The 17,352-nt window shown below is 51.7% G+C and carries 20 protein-coding genes and 1 tRNA gene; 13 read left to right on the top strand and 8 right to left on the bottom strand.

What is annotated here, in order from left to right; genetic code table 11:
* Positions 1–44: 44 nt before the first annotated feature.
* Positions 45–1,070, top strand: a complete 1,026-nt coding sequence (locus ACZ5OO_RS01695; RefSeq protein ID WP_013266941.1) for a DNA primase large subunit — start codon at positions 45–47, stop codon at positions 1,068–1,070.
* On the opposite strand, the gene ACZ5OO_RS01690 is transcribed toward ACZ5OO_RS01695, so the two are convergent.
* From ACZ5OO_RS01690 to ACZ5OO_RS01670, 5 genes are read right to left on the bottom strand one after another with little or no spacing between them, the layout of a single operon-like run.
* The gene (locus tag ACZ5OO_RS01690; protein WP_464078363.1) at positions 967–1,620 is read right to left on the bottom strand and encodes a tRNA(Phe) 7-((3-amino-3-carboxypropyl)-4-demethylwyosine(37)-N(4))-methyltransferase; all 654 of its coding nucleotides are present in this window, start codon (positions 1,618–1,620) and stop codon (positions 967–969) included. The genes ACZ5OO_RS01695 and ACZ5OO_RS01690 overlap by 104 nt on opposite strands.
* Positions 1,604–2,422, bottom strand: a complete 819-nt coding sequence (locus ACZ5OO_RS01685) for a class I SAM-dependent methyltransferase (RefSeq protein WP_464078362.1) — start codon at positions 2,420–2,422, stop codon at positions 1,604–1,606. The genes ACZ5OO_RS01690 and ACZ5OO_RS01685 overlap by 17 nt, the downstream gene beginning before the upstream one ends.
* Positions 2,415–3,563, bottom strand: coding sequence for a PUA domain-containing protein (locus tag ACZ5OO_RS01680; protein ID WP_464078361.1), 1,149 nt, complete (start codon positions 3,561–3,563; stop codon positions 2,415–2,417). The genes ACZ5OO_RS01685 and ACZ5OO_RS01680 overlap by 8 nt, the downstream gene beginning before the upstream one ends.
* Positions 3,553–4,872 carry a glycerate kinase type-2 family protein gene (locus ACZ5OO_RS01675; RefSeq protein ID WP_464078360.1) on the bottom strand — a complete coding sequence of 440 codons (1,320 nt, stop codon included), beginning with the start codon at positions 4,870–4,872 and terminating at the stop codon, positions 3,553–3,555. The genes ACZ5OO_RS01680 and ACZ5OO_RS01675 overlap by 11 nt, the downstream gene beginning before the upstream one ends.
* A gap of 6 nt (positions 4,873–4,878) precedes the next feature.
* Complete coding sequence (locus tag ACZ5OO_RS01670) at positions 4,879–5,829, bottom strand: hypothetical protein (RefSeq protein WP_464078359.1); 951 nt, start codon at positions 5,827–5,829, stop codon at positions 4,879–4,881.
* Between the two features lie 91 nt (positions 5,830–5,920).
* Between ACZ5OO_RS01670 and moaA the strand changes: the two genes are divergently transcribed.
* Positions 5,921–7,045, top strand: coding sequence for a GTP 3',8-cyclase MoaA (gene moaA, locus ACZ5OO_RS01665; protein ID WP_148217166.1), 1,125 nt, complete (start codon positions 5,921–5,923; stop codon positions 7,043–7,045).
* Here moaA and ACZ5OO_RS01660 read toward each other — a convergent pair.
* Entirely contained in the window at positions 6,960–7,862 is a 903-nt protein-coding gene (locus tag ACZ5OO_RS01660) for a protoheme IX farnesyltransferase (protein ID WP_048812833.1), read from the bottom strand. The two genes, moaA and ACZ5OO_RS01660, sit on opposite strands and share 86 nt — an antisense overlap.
* Positions 7,863–8,187: 325 nt before the next feature.
* Here ACZ5OO_RS01660 and ACZ5OO_RS01655 point away from each other — a divergent pair, with 325 nt between their 5' ends.
* From ACZ5OO_RS01655 to ACZ5OO_RS01640, 4 genes are all read left to right on the top strand, one after another.
* On the top strand, positions 8,188–8,442 hold the full coding sequence (locus ACZ5OO_RS01655; protein WP_013266935.1) for a hypothetical protein: 255 nt from the start codon (positions 8,188–8,190) through the stop codon (positions 8,440–8,442).
* Complete coding sequence (locus ACZ5OO_RS01650; protein WP_013266934.1) at positions 8,443–8,862, top strand: hypothetical protein; 420 nt, start codon at positions 8,443–8,445, stop codon at positions 8,860–8,862. It begins immediately after the preceding gene.
* A gap of 5 nt (positions 8,863–8,867) precedes the next feature.
* On the top strand, positions 8,868–9,335 hold the full coding sequence (locus ACZ5OO_RS01645) for a hypothetical protein (RefSeq protein ID WP_013266933.1): 468 nt from the start codon (positions 8,868–8,870) through the stop codon (positions 9,333–9,335).
* A 177-nt stretch (positions 9,336–9,512) separates the two neighbouring features.
* A tRNA-Ala gene (locus ACZ5OO_RS01640) sits at positions 9,513–9,585 on the top strand.
* A 1-nt stretch (position 9,586) separates the two neighbouring features.
* Here ACZ5OO_RS01640 and ACZ5OO_RS01635 read toward each other — a convergent pair.
* Together ACZ5OO_RS01635 and ACZ5OO_RS01630 are read right to left on the bottom strand one after the other, a co-directional pair.
* Positions 9,587–10,567: an aldo/keto reductase gene (locus tag ACZ5OO_RS01635; RefSeq protein ID WP_013266932.1), complete on the bottom strand. Its 981-nt coding sequence runs from the start codon at positions 10,565–10,567 to the stop codon at positions 9,587–9,589.
* Between the two features lie 66 nt (positions 10,568–10,633).
* Entirely contained in the window at positions 10,634–11,380 is a 747-nt protein-coding gene (locus ACZ5OO_RS01630) for a hypothetical protein (protein ID WP_148217164.1), read from the bottom strand.
* Positions 11,381–11,689: 309 nt separating this feature from the next.
* Here ACZ5OO_RS01630 and ACZ5OO_RS01625 point away from each other — a divergent pair, with 309 nt between their 5' ends.
* The 7 genes from ACZ5OO_RS01625 to ACZ5OO_RS01595 all read left to right on the top strand — a co-directional run bounded on the left by ACZ5OO_RS01625 (position 11,690) and on the right by ACZ5OO_RS01595 (position 17,344).
* The gene (locus ACZ5OO_RS01625) at positions 11,690–13,912 is read left to right on the top strand and encodes a sodium-translocating pyrophosphatase (RefSeq protein WP_464078358.1); all 2,223 of its coding nucleotides are present in this window, start codon (positions 11,690–11,692) and stop codon (positions 13,910–13,912) included.
* Positions 13,913–14,113: 201 nt separating this feature from the next.
* Positions 14,114–14,497, top strand: a complete 384-nt coding sequence (gene rpl7ae, locus ACZ5OO_RS01620) for a 50S ribosomal protein L7Ae (protein WP_013266929.1) — start codon at positions 14,114–14,116, stop codon at positions 14,495–14,497.
* A 12-nt stretch (positions 14,498–14,509) separates the two neighbouring features.
* Entirely contained in the window at positions 14,510–15,031 is a 522-nt protein-coding gene (locus ACZ5OO_RS01615; protein WP_013266928.1) for a 30S ribosomal protein S13, read from the top strand.
* Positions 15,009–15,542 carry a 30S ribosomal protein S4 gene (locus tag ACZ5OO_RS01610; protein WP_013266927.1) on the top strand — a complete coding sequence of 178 codons (534 nt, stop codon included), beginning with the start codon at positions 15,009–15,011 and terminating at the stop codon, positions 15,540–15,542. The genes ACZ5OO_RS01615 and ACZ5OO_RS01610 overlap by 23 nt, the downstream gene beginning before the upstream one ends.
* The gene (locus ACZ5OO_RS01605; protein WP_013266926.1) at positions 15,523–15,918 is read left to right on the top strand and encodes a 30S ribosomal protein S11; all 396 of its coding nucleotides are present in this window, start codon (positions 15,523–15,525) and stop codon (positions 15,916–15,918) included. The genes ACZ5OO_RS01610 and ACZ5OO_RS01605 overlap by 20 nt, the downstream gene beginning before the upstream one ends.
* Before the next feature lie 209 nt (positions 15,919–16,127).
* The gene (locus tag ACZ5OO_RS01600) at positions 16,128–16,991 is read left to right on the top strand and encodes a DNA-directed RNA polymerase subunit D (protein ID WP_013266925.1); all 864 of its coding nucleotides are present in this window, start codon (positions 16,128–16,130) and stop codon (positions 16,989–16,991) included.
* Positions 16,988–17,344, top strand: a complete 357-nt coding sequence (locus ACZ5OO_RS01595) for a 50S ribosomal protein L18e (RefSeq protein WP_013266924.1) — start codon at positions 16,988–16,990, stop codon at positions 17,342–17,344. Before ACZ5OO_RS01600 ends, ACZ5OO_RS01595 begins: the two co-directional genes overlap by 4 nt.
* Positions 17,345–17,352 lie beyond the last annotated feature (8 nt).

Genomic DNA, 17,352 nt, shown 5'->3' with positions numbered 1-17,352 from the left:
CCCTTATTAATGTCTGACGAAGACACCTGTTACGAAGAGCCGCCTTGCTCACGTACTCAAAGTACCCCTTCATAGTGGATGCCAAAAGGTACCTGTCAGAGGCCTACGGCTACCAGGTCTCACTCAAGGACCTGGCTGAGGATCAAAAGGTCTTTGAGCTAGCCAAGACAAGGCTCCTTGATGCAGTAAGGGAGGGCAAGGTAAGGGTTTTCCGTGGGGTCAATACTGAGGAAGAGGTGGCGTCCTTTTATCTAGCGGCCGCGGCGGCCGCAGCGGCCAACTCAAAGAGGCTTGAGGAGATGTTCTCAAGGTCCGAGGCTAGGAGGGCCATGGAGTTCCTCAAAGGGGAGGATGAGGAAACGCTTCTCATGCTAGCAAAAAGGCTTGGAGTCAACGTGACCCTTGCCCACGTAAAGATACCGTGGTCACAGCTAAGGAATGGCAAGATAAACTATAAACTTCTAAGATACGCAGTCCCTATATCAGATTACCTTAAGATTGTAGTCCCTGTACCCCACGAAAGGTGGTCCCTGGTAAACTCAATGGTGAAGGGCGGCCTCGTCTTTATAGATGAGGAGACCCTGAGGGAATTCTTATCGCTTGCATCTGAGAAGGCCATCTATAAAGTAATAGATGCCGTGCGCTCTGAGGACTACAAGCCGCTGCTGCTGACCCAGGAGGCGCTCATCGCATTAAATGCAAAGGACTCTAAGGTGTCTGTTAGCCAGGAGGGGCCTAACGTTGAGGCCTTTCCGCCGTGTATGTTAAAGCTTAAGGAGAAAGCAGAGACTGACGAGGAAATATACGCCTATATCTCATTCTTAGCGTCCCTTGGGGTTGATTATAAGACGATAGGGGATGAGCTGGCCAGGTTACTTAAGCTGAGCCCTGGAGCTGGAGAAGCTTTGGCCAGGAGCTTAATAGAGGCGGGCCTCGGGTCCACGTACAAGACCTATAGCTGTAAGTTTATGAAGAGCAAGGGCCTTTGTCCGACGGATTGCGGCGCTTCTCATCCTCTCCTTGCATATAGGAGGAACCTTGCGAAACTAAAGAAGCCTGTACCTTCATAGCCAGCTCAGATAGCCTGGCAAGCCTCCTCCAGCCCTCCTCCAGCGCGCTGTTAGCCATGTCAACTATAGAGCTCAGCGAGTCGGGCCTAACTATCCAGAGGCCCTGAGACCTAAGCGGCATGGAGAGCTGCACGGCGCTGAGCATCTCTACAACGAACTCCTTTCCATCAGCATCTATGTACATTATGCCGCTGTGCTTGAAGCCGGCCTCTCTGGCCGCCAGCATAAGCTGTCTCACGGTCTCAACGCCATAAACTCTGGCGTGTATTATGGGACCCGTTACCTTAAGCCAAAGGTTGTCAAAGGGCTTAGCAAGCGCGGAGGCCAACTGATACACGCTTATCTTTGAGTGAGTCTTAAACACAATCCTGGCTGAGTCCCTGAGCCAGTGCCACTCGCCCTCAACAATGGTTATCCGGCCTGTGCAACTACTGGTAGTCCTGATAAAAGGACCGTTTAACTTCATCAGATAGCTCTCAGCGCAGGGGTCTAGGTATCCTATCAGCCTCTCCTCAAGGAGCGTCCTACGAAGCTCATGGTTTTTTGACATAGACATCCAGCACCACCTGATAAAAGCGGGGTCCTACCATCCTTACTATGCGTGAGGCCTCAAAGCTCCAGCTGATTTTTTCGGAGTTTCTTATATGCTCGGCAAAGAGCTTCCTTGCGTTTTCCTCCGGGTCTTCGCCTTTGCTTGCGTGCACATGGAGGTAAACGTGAACGTAGCCCTCACGATCTATGGCGTCCACGGCGTACTTAAAGTAAGGTATGGCCAGATCGGGCAGCGGCATAAGAACTCTGTTGGCGACGCCCCTGAGCCTCTCCTCTACAACATTTGCGGCGTCCCCAAGGTAGGGTAAAACTCTCCCCTCAACCTTGTTGAGCCTGACGTTCTCTACCATTTTTTCAAAGGCGTCTGGATTAATATCTATGCTGTGAACAAGCTTTGCGTCAGAGTGCCTGGCTATTATTATCGAAAATATCCCGACGCCAGCGAACATGTTCACTATGATCTCTCCGCTCCTTACAAGTTTGGCGACCCTCAGGTGTTCGTAGCTTAGCCTGGGAGTTATGAAGTCCTTAGCTATGTCTACCTTGAAGCTGCATCCATGCTCTCTGTAAATGGTCTCCGTCCTCCTCTCCCCAGCCAGATACACGAGGTTGCTCCTCACCTTGTAGGGCCCTTCGACCGGCCCTTCAGCAAGCCACGCAGACTTAATGCTTGGGCTCTTTAAGAGCTCCTCACCATATCTTCTGGCTAGCTCTAGGTCAGGCTTCGCTCCGTGAGGTGGCTTGATAATAGCTATGTCACCGATCACCTCGACTTTAAACCTGACGTTTTCATCAGGCATAGGGTTTCACCATCAGCGAAATGAAGAAGCCTGGATGGCCGTCCTCAGGCGAAAACCTCAGGCCTAACCCGTTGTAGCTAGCTTCTCTCGGCATTGGATAAGGCTTGGTTACCTCAAAGCCCAGCTCCATAGCAAAGAGGACATTGGCCTCGTTTTCAACGTCCGTGAGGGTGCAAGTTGAATATACAAGCCTCCCCCCAGGTTTGAGCACCTTCCAAGCCTCGCTTATGAACTGCCTTTGATACCTCGAAAGGACTACCGCATCGGCGAGCCTCTTGGTATCATATAGCTTAGGGATTACGCCCAGGTTTGTACATGGAGGGTCTATGAGCACTAAGTCGGCCTTACCTTCCATATTAAGCAGCGACGAGGCCCTCCTGGAGTCACCACCTACTACATTGACCCAGTCAGCGCCAAGCCTGATGAGGTTATCCCTGAGCTTCTCTACCTTGCTTGCGCGATCTATTGCTATAATTCTTGACTTTCTGCCGGCAAGTTGTGCTGCCAGGCTAGTTTTGCCCCCAGGAGCGGCGTTAAAGTCAATAATCGTCTCCCCCGGCGATGGCGATGCTATGGCAACGGCCCACATGCTTGGCAGGCTCTGGCTGTAGATGAGGCCTTCGTTGAAGCCCGGGAGCTCCCTGACCTTAGGGGTGGCGTAGACGGACTTTGTAACTTTAACTGCGACGCCTTTCTTGTGCTCGGCCATTTCTTTGCCGTCCATTATGGCTACGCCCTCCGCCACAGGCCTGCCGTCGACAGTGACTATAGTGACCTCATCACCTGCCTTGACCCTCTCAGCCCTAAGTACGCCAGGTCCATATAGGTCGCTGCCTACGTAGACCGACTCGGCGGACTTCTTATCAGCGACCACTACCTTATCGTGAAGGTCCACCTTAAACGGACCCTTCACGTCTATCCAGATGGCGTAAGGGAGCTGCTCATCAACATAGAACCTAGTGCCGCTGGCGGAAAGCAGATCTAACATCGTCGTGGTGTCAGCTTTGAGCGTGTCGACCCTCAGGTAAAACCTCCTGGGAGGTCTTAGAAGAGACTCGAGGAGACTTCTTACACCTCTCCTTGAGATGGCACCTAACGATTCAAGTAAACCTTGATCATAGATTAAACTCTCAATGCTCATGGCCGCTCACTAGGATCACGATGACGTTATTAAGGTTAGACCCAGTGGGCCCTGTCTTTATAAGCGCATCCACACTGGCCAGGGCGTGGTAACTGTCGTTCTCAATCAGCGCCTTTACAGGGTTTACGCCAGACCTATACATTAGGTCTATAGAGCCAGGAGTTATGGCTGCGCCAGCAGCGTCCGTAGGACCATCTATTCCGTCTGTTGCCAGCGCTATCATTAAGGCATCATCTCCGCGTATGCCAAGCCTCCTCAGCTCAAGAGCCCAAGAGAGCGCAAGCTCCTGGTTCCTTCCTCCAAGGCCGTGACCTTTAACGCTGACGCTCGTTTCGCCGCCGGCTACTATGGCTGCCGGCGGCCTCAACGGCACACCTTTCCTAATGATATCAAATGTTATTGATGCCAGGAACTTACCTACTTCCCTTGACTCTCCCTGGGCCGTCGTCGTCAATATAATGGTATTGTAGCCCTCCTCAGAGAGAGCTTTAGCCACGCCATTTACTACATCAAAGGCACTGGCAACTATTACGTTAGTTACCCTTCTAAGTCGCGGATCTCCAGGCTTTAAGGTCTCCTCAAGGGCTCCCTCCTCGCCTTTTCGAAGGACTTTGACAACGCCCTCTGGGGCCCGATCTAATAGCTCATATCTTTTCATGACTTCTAGTGCGTCGTGAAACGTCGTAGGGTCAGGCGCCGTAGGCCCCGAGGCTATGTCCTCTAGGAAATCCCCTGGAACATCGCTGGCGTAGAGGCCATAGACTTCAACGTTGCCAGATGCCTTGACCAGGCCTCCCCCCTTGACCCTTGAGAGGTGTCTCCTTACTACATTTATCTCCGATATGGAGGCCCCGGAGTTTAGGAGGAGCCTGTTAATAGTTACTAAGTCTTCGAGGCTAACGCCTTCAATGGGGCTTTCGACCATTGCTGAGCCTCCGCCTGACACTAGGACCACTAAAGGCCTTTCGAGCTCCCCGGCCCTCCTGGCTATCGTTAGGGCCTTCTCCCCGGCCCTCAGGCTACCCTCATCAGGCAACGGATGGCCCGCCTCAATGACATCTATTTTATCGAGGGCGACGTCATAGCCAAGGCCCCTAGGCTTTACTATAAGGCCTTCAATAGGCTCTAGGCCGCTGCCGTCAATGAAGCCCTTGAACATGGTCATGGACGCTTTGCCCATGGATATGACTAAGTAGCCTTCTTTTAGGAACTCTGCAAGTTCACGGGCCTTAGACTTGACCTTGCTGTAAAGTGAAGAGGAATTTAATGAAACGTTTATAATTTTCTCCTTGAGCTGCGCAGGCCTCATAGTATATCATCCAGGGAATAGATAGCCAAGCACCCTTGAGCGCTTTTGTTTTGCATTCACGTTGACCAACAGGTACTTGTCAAGTAATGGAAGGGGTTTGGATAGAGAGAGCTCTATAGAACCATTATCGTACCTATCTATGTTTGCCATCACGGCCGTCCCTCCGCCCACTACATGTAATGTCCCGGAACTCGGCACCTCAGTCCAAGGATACGCCTTTACTCTTAGGGTTAGTTTATTGACAGTTTTAGACAGGTCGGGCACCAGAGCATAGACTTCCTTAAGTTCGTCAACTTCGGCTCCTTTGACGGCAAAACCTATTCTGACGCCAGGCCCCACAGAGTCCATTTCCTCATCAAGCACCTCTATGCTTTTTATTTCAATCTGTTTGTTTATGGGCACTGCATAAAGCTTATCATGTACATAGACGTTCATTTTAGTGTAGCCAAGGATGACAGGCCCGACACCCTTGACTAGGAACGCCCGGTCTATGAATACATAGCCTTCATCATGAGACGACAGTTTCTCTCCATGTGTTAATAGGGATACAGCAAAGTCTGATGTGCTCAGCGTGCTAAGCCTCAGGCCGCTGCTATTTACCAACTTCTCTATACTCTCTTTAGAGTCAGCCGCCGCCAATCCAAGCTGCGAAGATGAGGCATCAACAAGCGTTAGAAGCTCTCCATCCCTCCAATCCATTTCATACCCTGTAACCACAACGCCTATATCGGCTAGGGACATGGATATAGCCGCATTGATGATCGTGGCTGGGTATTCTGTGGGCACTATTATGGATAAGAGTTTTTCCTCAGAGAGCCTCTTGTAGTACATGAGAAGATGCCCCTTATCATTAAGTTTTGCTATGGAACCGGCTAACTCTTGCGCCCTGTTCATGTCAGCTGACACAAGGGAGGCTATCACTCCAGTTAACAAGGCCCTAGCCCTAAGAGTGCTCACAGCGCCGGGACTTTAATACACTGTAACAGTTTTGGTGCCCTGATGGAGCTCGCTCGTGTTCCTGAATTTAACCTCCAATGATTTAAGATTAATGGGACTAGCCTTGGGTGCGCATGTCAGCGATGCCTATGGCAGGCCGCTTGACAACCTTAGAATAGCCGTGACGAGGGAGTGCAACTACAGGTGCTTCTTCTGCCACATAGAGGGTGACCCCTCTGGTGGTCCCGCCAGAATAGGAACCAGCCCGCCTCAGCTCAAGTCAGATGATTACTATGTAGTGGCCGCTGCGGCCGGCAGACTCGGTATAAGGGCATTCAAAATAACTGGCGGGGAACCGCTGGTGAGGAGCGACATAGCTTCCATAATATCTAACATAAGGGATGCGTCAGGTCCTGATGCGGACATATCGATGACGACTAACGGTTACCTCCTCTCCGCCTACGCTAAGGCCCTCTACGATTCAGGTCTGAGAAGGGTTAACGTATCTCTTCACTCGCTTGACAGGGAACATTATAAGATAATAACTGGGGTTGACGGCCTTGATCGCGTAATTGATGGCATAGAGAGAGCCTTGGATGTAGGACTTAAGGTAAAAGTGAACGTCACGGTAACCAAAGTTAACGTTAACGACGTGTGGGACATTATAGATTTCGCCTCTAGCAGGGGAGTAGCAGTTCAGCTGATAGAGCTTCAGCCTGTAAACGAAGGCCTTAGAGTCTTCAAAGATATGCACGTTGACTTATCCTATCTGGAGTCCAAGCTTAAGGAGTACAGCAGCAAGGTGGTGCTGAGGCCCCTTCATAATAGACCCATCTATATTCTTAAGAACGGCGTCACGGTGGAGGTTGTAAAGCCGTTCAATAATCCACTCTTCTGCGCCGGTTGCCGGAGAGTTAGGCTGCTCTCGGACGGCCGTCTGACTCCCTGCATAAATTACATGGGCCCAGGCGTCAACATACTTAGAGTGCTCAGGGAGGCGAGGACTAAAGAGGAGGCCATAGATGGCGTGGTAAAGGCCCTAATTAAGGTCAATCAGTTAAGGAAGCCCTTCTACATGTGGCCTCTTGGCGGCGATGGCCACACCCTAACTTCCTATAATGTCGCCGGTAGGCTTGCATTGCCTAAGAAGGTTATGTCAATGGCAACGACCCCAGCTGGGCCAACGGCGCTGCCGCGTGAGGTACCGCTAGGGGAGCAAACAGGAAAGCAACTATGAGAGTTGGATTGGCAAGTATGAATATAGATTTAGCGGCCTCTTTACTAGGCGAGCTGGAAAACCTGTAGATCTTGTAGGCGGCCATGCCAGTTAACGGCGTGAGCAGAATGTCGCCCAGCAGCCCCTTGGAGGTTACAGCCCAGTAGAGCCACATGCTGGCTAACATCACGGCTAAGAACCCTATTACAACTGCTGAAACCTTCCTGGGCGACGCGACGACAGGGTACATGGGTATCCTTGCCCTTCTGTAGTCGTCATAATAATAGTACACTATGAACCATATGTGCATTGGTATCCATGCTAAGACTGCCAGGGCAAGGAAAAGGGCGGCTAAGCTATAGCTGCCGGCGGCGGCGGCCCACCCCCCTAATACTTGCATGACGCCAGCGATGCCACCAAAGATTATGTTCAGGGGGCTCCTTCTCTTCAGTAGTATAGTGTAAACTGGTATATCGAAGAGGAACGCCAGCAGAACTGCTAGTAGCACGTAGAAGTTAAGGGCCAGGGCGGCGGCCGCCCCTATCGCTATCATGGCCAGTGACGCCGCAAGACCTTCGCGGTGGCTGAGCTTACCAGACGGTATGGGCCTCTTTCTGGTTCTATCCATTACAGAGTCTATATCAGCTTCCAGGACCATGTTAAGGGCTGTTATGCCGCCTATGGAGCCAAGTGATGTTATGGCAAGTAATAGCAGCTTGATGGCATCGAGGGAGCCCCCAGCCGCAAAGTAAGCGCTGTAGGCTGTAAATGTCAGTAGCCCTAGCTGAGGAGGCTTCATCATCTCAATTACATACCTTGTTTTTGATAAGATGCTCATGCTTGGCCCTTGAGAACTGATGTTACGGTACATATTAAATAATGTCTGTCAATACCTGTATTTGCGCCTAAGAGTTGCAGTAGGAGCTGGGGGTGCGTTAACACTAAAGACGTGGATCGTTAGCTTAAGTTTTAGTGACCTCCTAGGGCTATGTCTCTTAAAACGTTATGAAGTCCTTTAGCTTCACGTCAGCGGCCTTGCAGATAAATAAACCTTTTTAAATAATGCTAACAAAGCTACTCGGGGAATTTAAATGGGATCATCAACTGAAGGCAGTCAAAATAAAGGACTAGGCCTGGGTCTTGTAGGCGTGGGTCTGGCCTTGATGCTCACAGTGTTTTACTTCGCAGTGGCGGCCTACCTTTCTGTGCAAAACGTAGAAAAGTTCAAGTCTACATTTGGCGGCGCTTTGAGCTATCTTCAGACCAGCGCCTCGGCTAACTCTACCCTTGGGGCTCTGGGCGCATATGCAGACTTGATAATAGTCATTCTAATAATGGTCGTCTTCCTTAGCATAGCATTAGCTGCAGGCTCAATAATACTTGGTAAGGGCGTCGAACTCCTGAGGGGAAGCAAGTAAATGGTTAGCCTTAGGGCTATGTTTATAATAACAGGTCTTGTAATAGTCTTTGTGATGGCCTATCCCTTAGTAGATTTCGTATACTCTGCCACGTCACAAAAAGGCCTGTTGAACATAACGGCATCGCCTATGACAGGGGCGCCTCCCTGCAATAAGAGCTCAGAGAAGCTTACGGTTACATATAATGGAGCCGCGCCTCTTTATCCGGCATACTTTAGACTATCTCTTGCCCTGGCCAACGGCGACGAGATTAACATAACTGTGGCCAAGGCCGCTTTATCACAAGGAGAAAGCTTCTACGCGTGCATACCTTTGGGTTACCTGGAGAACGCCTCCTCCGTAACGTTTGTACTTAGCGGAAATATTTATGGTATATATCCCATCACTCTAAGCCTCAAGGCAAAGCTCAACGGAGGGTGACGTCAATGAACTTAAGGGAGGCGACGATAGAGGCGCTTAAAGGCGTCATTGATGGACTCCTTTACGTGATACTTTATATGTTCTTGGTTCCCTTTATCTTGGGTTTTATAATTCATCAAGCCGGCGTGGAAGGCTACCTAAGCTACCTAACTAGTGCGTATCCGGAGGGCATAGTAATAACATACGTAGCCATCTTTGAAGCCCTGGCGGTGGCCAGCAGAATATTTAAAGATGAAGTAATAAGTCCCTTCCTAAAGTCCTTGGACTCCCTCTTGGGGGTATTAGTAATAGTGTATCTTGTTAACTACATTATGCCTGGAGGCTACATAAGGATATCCCTTGAGCTAACCGCCTATGAAACGGTGTACGTATCTATAGGCATTTACCCCCTGATACTTGCGTTTCTCCTGGCTATTTCGCTTCCCCTTGCAATATTGCCGTTTGCGGAATACTTCCTTTACCACAGCAGTTAGGCCTACGCAACCTAATGCAATGCCGGTAAATGGACACAACTGACGAAAGAGCTCGAGGTCGAGCGTAGTAAGTTGAGACCTTCGAGAGCGCAGGGCTTCATCACGATATAGTTTGATTTTGGTGCGCTAACGTTTATAAGATGTCCTAATCAAGAGTAGCTGGGTGGACCGGCAAGTGGGCCGGTAGCTCAGCTGGAAGAGCGCCGCCCTCGCACGGCGGAGGTCCCGGGTTCAAATCCCGGCCGGTCCACCTACTCTTGCCGTTTAAACCTGTCGGTCTCGTTAATACTTTCATAGTTTAAGTCAAGAAGGTGCGACTTCCAATAGGAGAGCACCTCCTCAACTGCGCTCTTATCCAGAGGCGGCTTTTCCACGGCGTTTACAAACCTTTGAAGGTCATGCCTTGAAGTTATGTTAGGCAGAACAGAGCTCACGTTTTCATATGCAAGGACATACTTTAGGGCTAGCTCATAAAGCTTAAGCCCCGCTCTGTTAGCAATATCTTCTAGACCCTTCGATTCAGCCAAAGCGCGCTGAATCCATGAGTAGCTCTTAAGGCTTCTGTGAAGGCTTGGACTTTGCTTCAGGGGCCACCTCTCCTCGTCGAGCACGTCTGAGGCGTGTGGCACCCTGATGAACTGAGCAACGCCGTCAAATTTGAGCAGCTCAAGCCCTGGAAGCTGCTCAATTGCGTTGAATATGTGCTCAAGCGCCTCGTAACCCATGTAAACGGCGGCCTTGCCCTCCTCGCCCCAGCCTAGCGTGGGCCCCAGCGCGACACCTACCATCTTTGCCTCACCGCTCCTCTTGACTTCCCTCAAAAACTCGAAGACATCACGGCTCTTAATTACATTCATGACAGGGTTATGTAGCATAAGTATGTCAACGTATCCAACTCCGAGCCTTTCGAGGGACCTGGATAGCGCCACTCTAAGGTAATCTACGTTGAAGTTGGGTTTTACGCCGCCACATCCGTAAAAGTCAAGGCCTATCTTTGTTAAAATAACGACGTTACTTATCTTTGGACCTAGAGATCTGTGAAGGATCTCCTCCCCTCTGCCTCTGCCATAAACATCCGCCGTGTCAAAAAAGTTTATGCCTAGGTTTAGGGCCTCCTTAATGATATCCTCTGCTATGCTGGTATCGGCGCCCCACTCGTCAGTGACAAGTGACCAAACGCCGACGCCCAGCTCGGAAACCTCTAGGCCGTTCGGGAGCCTCCTATAGTTCATGGATCGTCATTAAGGGCCGTCTCAGGGCGCGGCATTAATTTCTTGTACTTACGCGACGGTGAGCTCTTAGATTGCTAACCCTTTGGTAGTGCCATAGATATATGAAGTAAGGAACACGCCGCCAAGAACTCTATTAAGCGTAGCCCTGTCTTGGACTAGGGCTTTATCAAGTTTAAGAAGGAGGCCAGGGTCCAGGGACCTGGAGGTTAAAGCAATGCCCGAGCCTTTGACGACTTCACTGGCGAGCTGCATATAAACCTTAACAATACCGGCTATGACGCCTTTTACTTCGTCAAAGAGCTTAACTAGTCCTATAAGCTGTTCAACGCCTTTAGCGTTTATCATAAATCCCCTGTCGAGCCCCTGAGCTATTTCGAAGAGATCGCCAAGGGTAGGGGCCCTAAGCTGCACGTTGCTCGGGGATATTCCATTATTCTCAAGGAACTGAAGCAGGTCAGAGTCGCCTACATCGCTCAGAGATTCTATGAACGCTTCAACGTCATACAGAGAGCTGCCATAGAGCAGCCTGGTGGTTACAACTTTAAGGTTATCAGGCATTTTCAGGTTGGCGGACTCCGAGTAGCCTTCCACGGCCCCAGCTACCACGGCGGCGCTCCAAAGGCCCACAAGGGGAAGCTCGCCGCTTGCGTCAAAGGCCGATCTTAGCGCTTTGCCAATTATTGCGCCTAGCCCTAGGTCCTTTGAGGAGAGCCTCCCTTCGGCAACAAGCTGGGACCTTTTGTAGGCCTCATCTATGTATGGAACCACCTCCACGACCTCGTATAGCCTCCTCTCAAAGTCGCTATCAGGCATAAGCCTGTGGACGGCCCCAGGCTTAATGGGAGCTGATAGCGTAAGCATTAAAGACCTTTTGACCGTGGAGAGCAGCCCTCTCACCCTTATGCTGTAGGCCCCAGGAAAATATTACATTCTGCCCTCTGACAGTGGCTCTGAGGCTGCAGGCCTTACCTGATGCCGCCTCGTAGTTACAGCTTGCCGAGAAAAAGATAAAGGCGAGCAAGCAACTGGAGACGCGAATCCTAGAAACTGTATAAGAGAATGTGTGTATTAATGGTGAGTTAAGAAAGTTTTTAACCCCCTACTTTCATTTTCTTAATATGCATGGTGTCGTCATGCATGAAAATAGACTTATTGATAGCCTCTGTTAGCGCAGTGGTGGGCTTCGTAAGCATAGTTATAGCTATTTGGCTTGCCAGGTGGGTGCTCTCCCAAGACCCAGGGCCTGAGAACATCAAGTTCATATCTGATGCTATTGCGAGCGGCGCCAAGGCCTACTTGTTCCGACAGTATAGGACTCTCTCCATAGTGCTGGTGGCGCTGGCAATAATAATAGGTATAGGCATCTCGGCAGTTAATCACAGCTACACGTTAGGAGGGTCGTCCGCTGCAGCGTTCATAGTTGGCGCTTTAGGCTCTATGGCCGCAGGCTACATAGGCATGTACGTGACTACTAGGTCTGCCTCAAGGGCCGCAATGGCCGCCAGGAACAGCGCCTTCGCCTCGCTCAGGGTGGCCTGGCGTGCCGGCGCTGTAATGGGGCTTTCACTTGCAGGTATTGCGCTGTTCCTTATAAGCGCCCTCTACATGGGCTTCACTTCAATAATACCAAGCTCATGGGCTCTGGCCCTAGTATCTATGGCCTTCGGCGCCAGCCTCGTCACCCTCTTCATGAGGGTAGGTGGGGGCATTTACACCAAGGCTGCGGACCTCGGCGCTGACCTTGTAGGCAAGGTGGAGAAGGGCATACCTGAGGACGACCCAAGGAACCCCGGAGTTATAGCCGACAACGTGGGCGATAACGTAGGCGATGTGGCTGGCATGGCCGCCGACGTCTTCGAGTCATACATAGTCATAGTGACAGGTGCCATATTCCTTTCATGGATAATGGGTTGGTCAGCCACATACCCACAGCTCGTCGTGCTGCCATTGCTTTACGGCGCCCTGGCCCTGATAGCGACCTTCGTCGGGATCTCGATACTGAGGCTGAAGGGATCCCAGCACCCCCTCACTGCGATATCGATCGACATATATGAGACCATAGCGATATCCATAGCGCTCTTCTTCATAGTCAGTGTGGCGCTGCTCGGTAACCTAGGCCTTAAGGTGGCCCTGGTAGCCCCGCTGGCGGCCTCCCTGGGGGCGGTGGTGGCCCCCCTGGTGCTTGCGCTTACCGGCTACTACACGCACTACACATACAAACCAGTCAAGGATATAGCCAATCAGGCCCTAATAAGCCCCGCTACCGTAATAGTTACAGGCTACGCTTATGGCCTAATAAGCGCCATACCTGTAATTCTACTAATAGCGTTCGTGCTGGGCCTGACCTACGCCCTCGGGTACTTCGCCTTCAGCTCGCTGGTGTCTAGCAGCGTCCTCAGCGGATACTCAGGCTTCCTCGCCGGCATATATGGGACGGCCCTTGCCTCCGTAGGCCTGCTGTCGGTGGCCGGCATAATAATAACTGCTGACTCCTTCGGACCGGTCAGCGACAACGCTGCTGGCGTGGCCGAGATGGCGAGCCTGCCGGAGGAGGTGAGGGACAGGCTTGACGTTCTTGATGCCGTGGGAAACACCACTAAGGCGACAACCAAGGGATACGCCATAAGCAGCGCCGCTATGGCAGCGCTGGTCCTGTTCATAGGCTTCATATTTGAAGTTATAAGCGTTGCAGGGAAGTATGTAGCGGACCCCGTTGACCTGTTAAATGGCATAAGCGTGATTAATCCTAACGTGCTCATCGGCGCACTGATAGGTGCCGTAGTAGTTTATGTGCTTGCCAGCAGAACCCTTGGAGCTGTAGGAAAGACCGCGATGGAGATAGTCGAGGAGATAAGGAGGCAGTTCAGAGAGAGGCCAGGCATAATGGAGTGGAAGGAGAAGCCCGACTACGCCAGGGTTGTAGACATAGCTACAAGAAGGGCCTTACAGGAGTTCATGATGCCAGTGCTGGTGGCCATAATAGCGCCTGTTGCCGCCGGCCTCCTGCTTGGATGGCAGGCCATAGCAGGGCTTATCATGGGCGCTATATTGGTTGGCGTTCCAAGGGCTTTGCTAATGGCTAACGCTGGGGGCGCCTGGGACAATGCTAAGAAATACATAGAGGCCGGGCTTGATCCAAAGCTTGGAGGCAAGGGCAGCGATGCGCATAAAGCCGCAGTGGTTGGTGACACCGTGGGAGATCCCTTCAAGGACACCACAGGTCCATCGATGAACCCATTAATAAAGGTTCTTAACACTCTCTCGGTGGTCTTCGCGCCCATGATAGTTGCCGCCAACGCAAGCCTAGGTGTATGGATGTTAGTGCATGGACTCCTTGCGTTGTAATAGATCTAAGCTATCTTGAAGTTAATTAATATAATCAAAACGAACATGTTCTCCTTCCTTTTAATGACTAGAGGCCTTCCTTTGAAGACCTCCCGCAAGTTAAGGGCCATGGGTTACTTTCGACTTATTAAAGGCTAGTTATTCTTTTAAACCCGTCTCAGCGGTGAATTCGTAGCGACGCTAGGAGGAGGATGAGGGTCTATGTCTAAGCCCAGCTACGTGCTGTTTGAGGTGCCGGACGATCTAGCGGAGGACGTGTATAAGCTTGTAACTAAGGCAAGGGAAACTGGCAAGGTAAAGAAGGGCACTAACGAGACCACCAAGGCGGTAGAGCGTGGTACGGCAAAGCTAGTGGTGATAGCTACTGATGTTGATCCACCTGAGATAGTCGAGCACCTGCCGCTTCTATGTGACAGCAAGAAGATACCCTTCGTCTACGTCCCCAGCAAGAAGAGGCTTGGTGAGGCAGTCAAGATAGACGTGGCGGCCGCCAGCGTGGCGATAGTAGATCCCGGTGAGGCGGGCGAGGATCTAAAGAAAGTAATAGACAGGGTAAAGGAGCTCAGGTCTAAGTCAGGTAAGTGAGGTAACTAGGGCATGTCCAAGAGGGAGTCAACGTCCTTTACACAGGTTGTAAGGATTGCAAACACGGACATACCAGGGGAAGACACTGTAATCTACGGACTCTCTAGAATAAAGGGCATAGGCTACGCTACCGCCCTTGCCATAGCTAGAAAGCTCGGAATAGACCCCACGGCCCGCATAGGCTACCTTCAGCCTGACGTCATAAAGAGGCTGGAGGACGCGGTTAACGACCTAACGCGCCTCAGCCTGCCTTCCTGGCTTTATAACAGAAGGAAGGATTATGAGAGCGGCCAGGACAAACACTTAGTAGGCGCTGAACTGATATTCGTTGCAAGGCGTGACATAGACAGGGAGATAAAGATAGGATCCTGGCGCGGGGTTAGGCACAAGTTAGGATATAAAGTCAGGGGCCAGAAGACCCACACCACTGGAAGGACCGGAATGACTGTAGGCGTTAAGAGGGCCGCGGCCGTCCCAGGAGCTGGTGGTGAAGGGGGTAAGGTGAGCAGCAGTGGGGGATCCCAAGAAAAGTAGACATAAGTGGTTGACCCCAGGTCACCCCTGGATAAAGGACAGGCTTCAGCACGAGCTAGAGCTGATAGGTAAGTATGGGCTTAGGAACAAGAGGGAGGTCTGGATAGCTGAGTCTATAGTGAGGAACTTCAGGCTGAGGGCAAGGTCCCTCCTGGCCCTGCCAGAGCAGGAGAGGTCTATAGCAGCTAAGAACTTACTGGACACGCTGTACAGGATGGGACTCGTGGGCAAGGACGCGGTGCTGGACGACGTGCTTGGGCTTACAGCGGAGAACGTGCTTGAGAGGAGGCTTCAGACGCTGGTTTACAGGAAGGGGCTAGCAAAGACTATTTATCAGGCAAGGCAGCTGGTAACTCATGGGCATATAGCTATCAACGGCAGGAGAGTCACGAGCCCAGGCTACATCGTCCCACGTGATGAGGAGGATAGAATAGAAATAGCCCCAGGAAGCCCGCTAAGGGCGAGCGCGCAGCAGTCCGGTGGTGAGCAGGATGTCGCTCAGGGAGCTTAAGTGGGGAGTAGCTCACATATACAGTAGCTTTAACAACACAATTATTCACATAACTGACATGAGCGGCGCTGAGACGGCAGCAAGGATATCGGGCGGTATGGTAGTTAAAGCTGACCGCGAGAAGCCATCCCCGTATGCAGCCATGCTTGGAGCCGCCAGGGCCGCGCAGACGGCCATGGACAGAGGAATAACAGCCATACACATCAAGGTCAGAGCCCCAGGGGGCCACGGTCCCAAGACCCCAGGACCTGGAGCCCAGGCCGCCATAAGGGCGCTCGCTAGGGCGGGCTTTGTTGTAGGAAGGATAGAGGACGTGACCCCTATACCTCACGACACCACAAGGAGGCCTGGAGGAAGAAGGGGAAGGAGGGTCTGAACCAATTACTCGCATTTTTACATGGCCTTACACCTTTGCACTTTTGCCTCTTTTATCAGGGCTGCGTTAGCCCCTCTGTCACGAGAGGCCGCACTAAAAGCCCAGGGAGTTTAGCCCTCGGGCTGCGCTACGGCGGTTTGGTCTCAATTGCATCGGAACTACCTACAACTTATAACTGAAACCTATCCTAGCCGTTGTGGGAACAGCTGATGCAGGACCAGAAGGTTAGCATAGTGGAGCTCGGCAACAGCAGGATAACCGTGTCTATGGAGGGCTTCCCTGTGGCCTATGGCAACGCTCTCAGGAGGCTTGCGCTCTCAGAAGTCCCTACCATGGCGGTCGATTTCGTGTACTTTTATGACAATGAGAGTAGCGTCTACGACGAAATAATAGCTCACAGGCTTGGACTCTTGGTCCTTAGGTCTGACGAAGCCCTCAGGAAGTATGGCTCACCTGAGGAGTGCTCTAACGCTAGCGAGAACGACTCTCACTGTTTTGCCCAGGTGTACCTGGAGTATGAGGTCCCTCAGGACGCCGCCAGCGGCGTCTATGTAAAGGCATCAGACCTAAAGTTCTCAGACCCTGACATAAGGCCTATCTATCCTGAGACGCCCATAGTGTACCTGGCGCCCGGGCAAAGAATTCATTTAGTCGGATACGCAAGGCTAGGCAGGGGCTACGAACACGGCAAGTGGAGCCCGGCCTCAGTAGCGGTCCTCAGGTACTCAGTGCACGTCGAGTATGACCCATCAAAAGTAACATCTGAATGCCTGGAGTGCATCTCGGCCTACCAGGACCTTGTTGGAGCCATTAAGGGCGGTAGCGCTGGCCGGCTGGAGCTGAACTATAAAGTCAACACCAGCGCCTTAAGGTACTGTGAGGAGGAGAGCTGTAAGGGCGCCATAAAGGTCGTCTACGATCCCTCAAAGCTTTACTTAACGGTGGAGTCCACTGGAGCCCTTGAACCCGCAAGGATTATATGGGAGGCCACAAACTGTCTCGCAAGGAAGGCAGATAAGCTGTTAAAGGAGCTTGAGGAGGCGCAGGTTGTGGAGGAGGTAGGACCCAAATGAGGAGGGTAGTGACTACAAATGAGACTATGATTGAAACTCTCAGGCTGCTTAGGTCCAAGGCTAGGGAGAAGCCCGTCTGGGGAAGAGTTGCCGAGCTCCTGAGCAGACCAGCCAGGAGGCGCCCTCAGGTAAACCTAAGCAAGATAAACAGGTACGCGTCAGATGGGGACTTTATAATAGTGCCCGGCAAGGTGTTAGGCACGGGGAAGTTAAATAAAAAGGTCACGGTCGCAGCTTTCACGTTCTCGGCTAAGGCCGCGCAGCAAATAACATCTGCGGGAGGAAGAATTTTAACCCTCAGGGACGCCGTGAATGAGGTGCAGGACTACACCAAGGTTAAGGTACTGGTGTGAGGTGTTCA

Source organism: Acidilobus aceticus (assembly GCF_055392325.1).
Note: the sequence above shows the minus strand (reverse complement) of the source record. Positions and strands in the feature narration are given on the sequence as shown.

Bases quoted from the DNA above. Each gene is read 5' to 3' on its own strand.
- ACZ5OO_RS01690 (WP_464078363.1), bottom strand. From the start codon at position 1,620: ATGTCAAAAAACCATGAGCTTCGTAGGACGCTCCTTGAGGAGAGGCTG.
- ACZ5OO_RS01685 (WP_464078362.1), bottom strand. From the start codon at position 2,422: ATGCCTGATGAAAACGTCAGGTTTAAAGTCGAGGTGATCGGTGACATA.
- ACZ5OO_RS01680 (WP_464078361.1), bottom strand. From the start codon at position 3,563: ATGAGCATTGAGAGTTTAATCTATGATCAAGGTTTACTTGAATCGTTA.
- ACZ5OO_RS01675 (WP_464078360.1), bottom strand. From the start codon at position 4,872: ATGAGGCCTGCGCAGCTCAAGGAGAAAATTATAAACGTTTCATTAAAT.
- moaA (WP_148217166.1), top strand. From the start codon at position 5,921: ATGGGACTAGCCTTGGGTGCGCATGTCAGCGATGCCTATGGCAGGCCG.
- ACZ5OO_RS01660 (WP_048812833.1), bottom strand. From the start codon at position 7,862: ATGAGCATCTTATCAAAAACAAGGTATGTAATTGAGATGATGAAGCCT.
- ACZ5OO_RS01655 (WP_013266935.1), top strand. From the start codon at position 8,188: ATGCTCACAGTGTTTTACTTCGCAGTGGCGGCCTACCTTTCTGTGCAA.
- ACZ5OO_RS01650 (WP_013266934.1), top strand. From the start codon at position 8,443: ATGGTTAGCCTTAGGGCTATGTTTATAATAACAGGTCTTGTAATAGTC.
- ACZ5OO_RS01645 (WP_013266933.1), top strand. From the start codon at position 8,868: ATGAACTTAAGGGAGGCGACGATAGAGGCGCTTAAAGGCGTCATTGAT.
- ACZ5OO_RS01635 (WP_013266932.1), bottom strand. From the start codon at position 10,567: ATGAACTATAGGAGGCTCCCGAACGGCCTAGAGGTTTCCGAGCTGGGC.
- ACZ5OO_RS01630 (WP_148217164.1), bottom strand. From the start codon at position 11,380: ATGCCTGATAGCGACTTTGAGAGGAGGCTATACGAGGTCGTGGAGGTG.
- ACZ5OO_RS01625 (WP_464078358.1), top strand. From the start codon at position 11,690: ATGGTGTCGTCATGCATGAAAATAGACTTATTGATAGCCTCTGTTAGC.
- rpl7ae (WP_013266929.1), top strand. From the start codon at position 14,114: ATGTCTAAGCCCAGCTACGTGCTGTTTGAGGTGCCGGACGATCTAGCG.
- ACZ5OO_RS01615 (WP_013266928.1), top strand. From the start codon at position 14,510: ATGTCCAAGAGGGAGTCAACGTCCTTTACACAGGTTGTAAGGATTGCA.
- ACZ5OO_RS01605 (WP_013266926.1), top strand. From the start codon at position 15,523: ATGTCGCTCAGGGAGCTTAAGTGGGGAGTAGCTCACATATACAGTAGC.
- ACZ5OO_RS01600 (WP_013266925.1), top strand. From the start codon at position 16,128: ATGCAGGACCAGAAGGTTAGCATAGTGGAGCTCGGCAACAGCAGGATA.
- ACZ5OO_RS01595 (WP_013266924.1), top strand. From the start codon at position 16,988: ATGAGGAGGGTAGTGACTACAAATGAGACTATGATTGAAACTCTCAGG.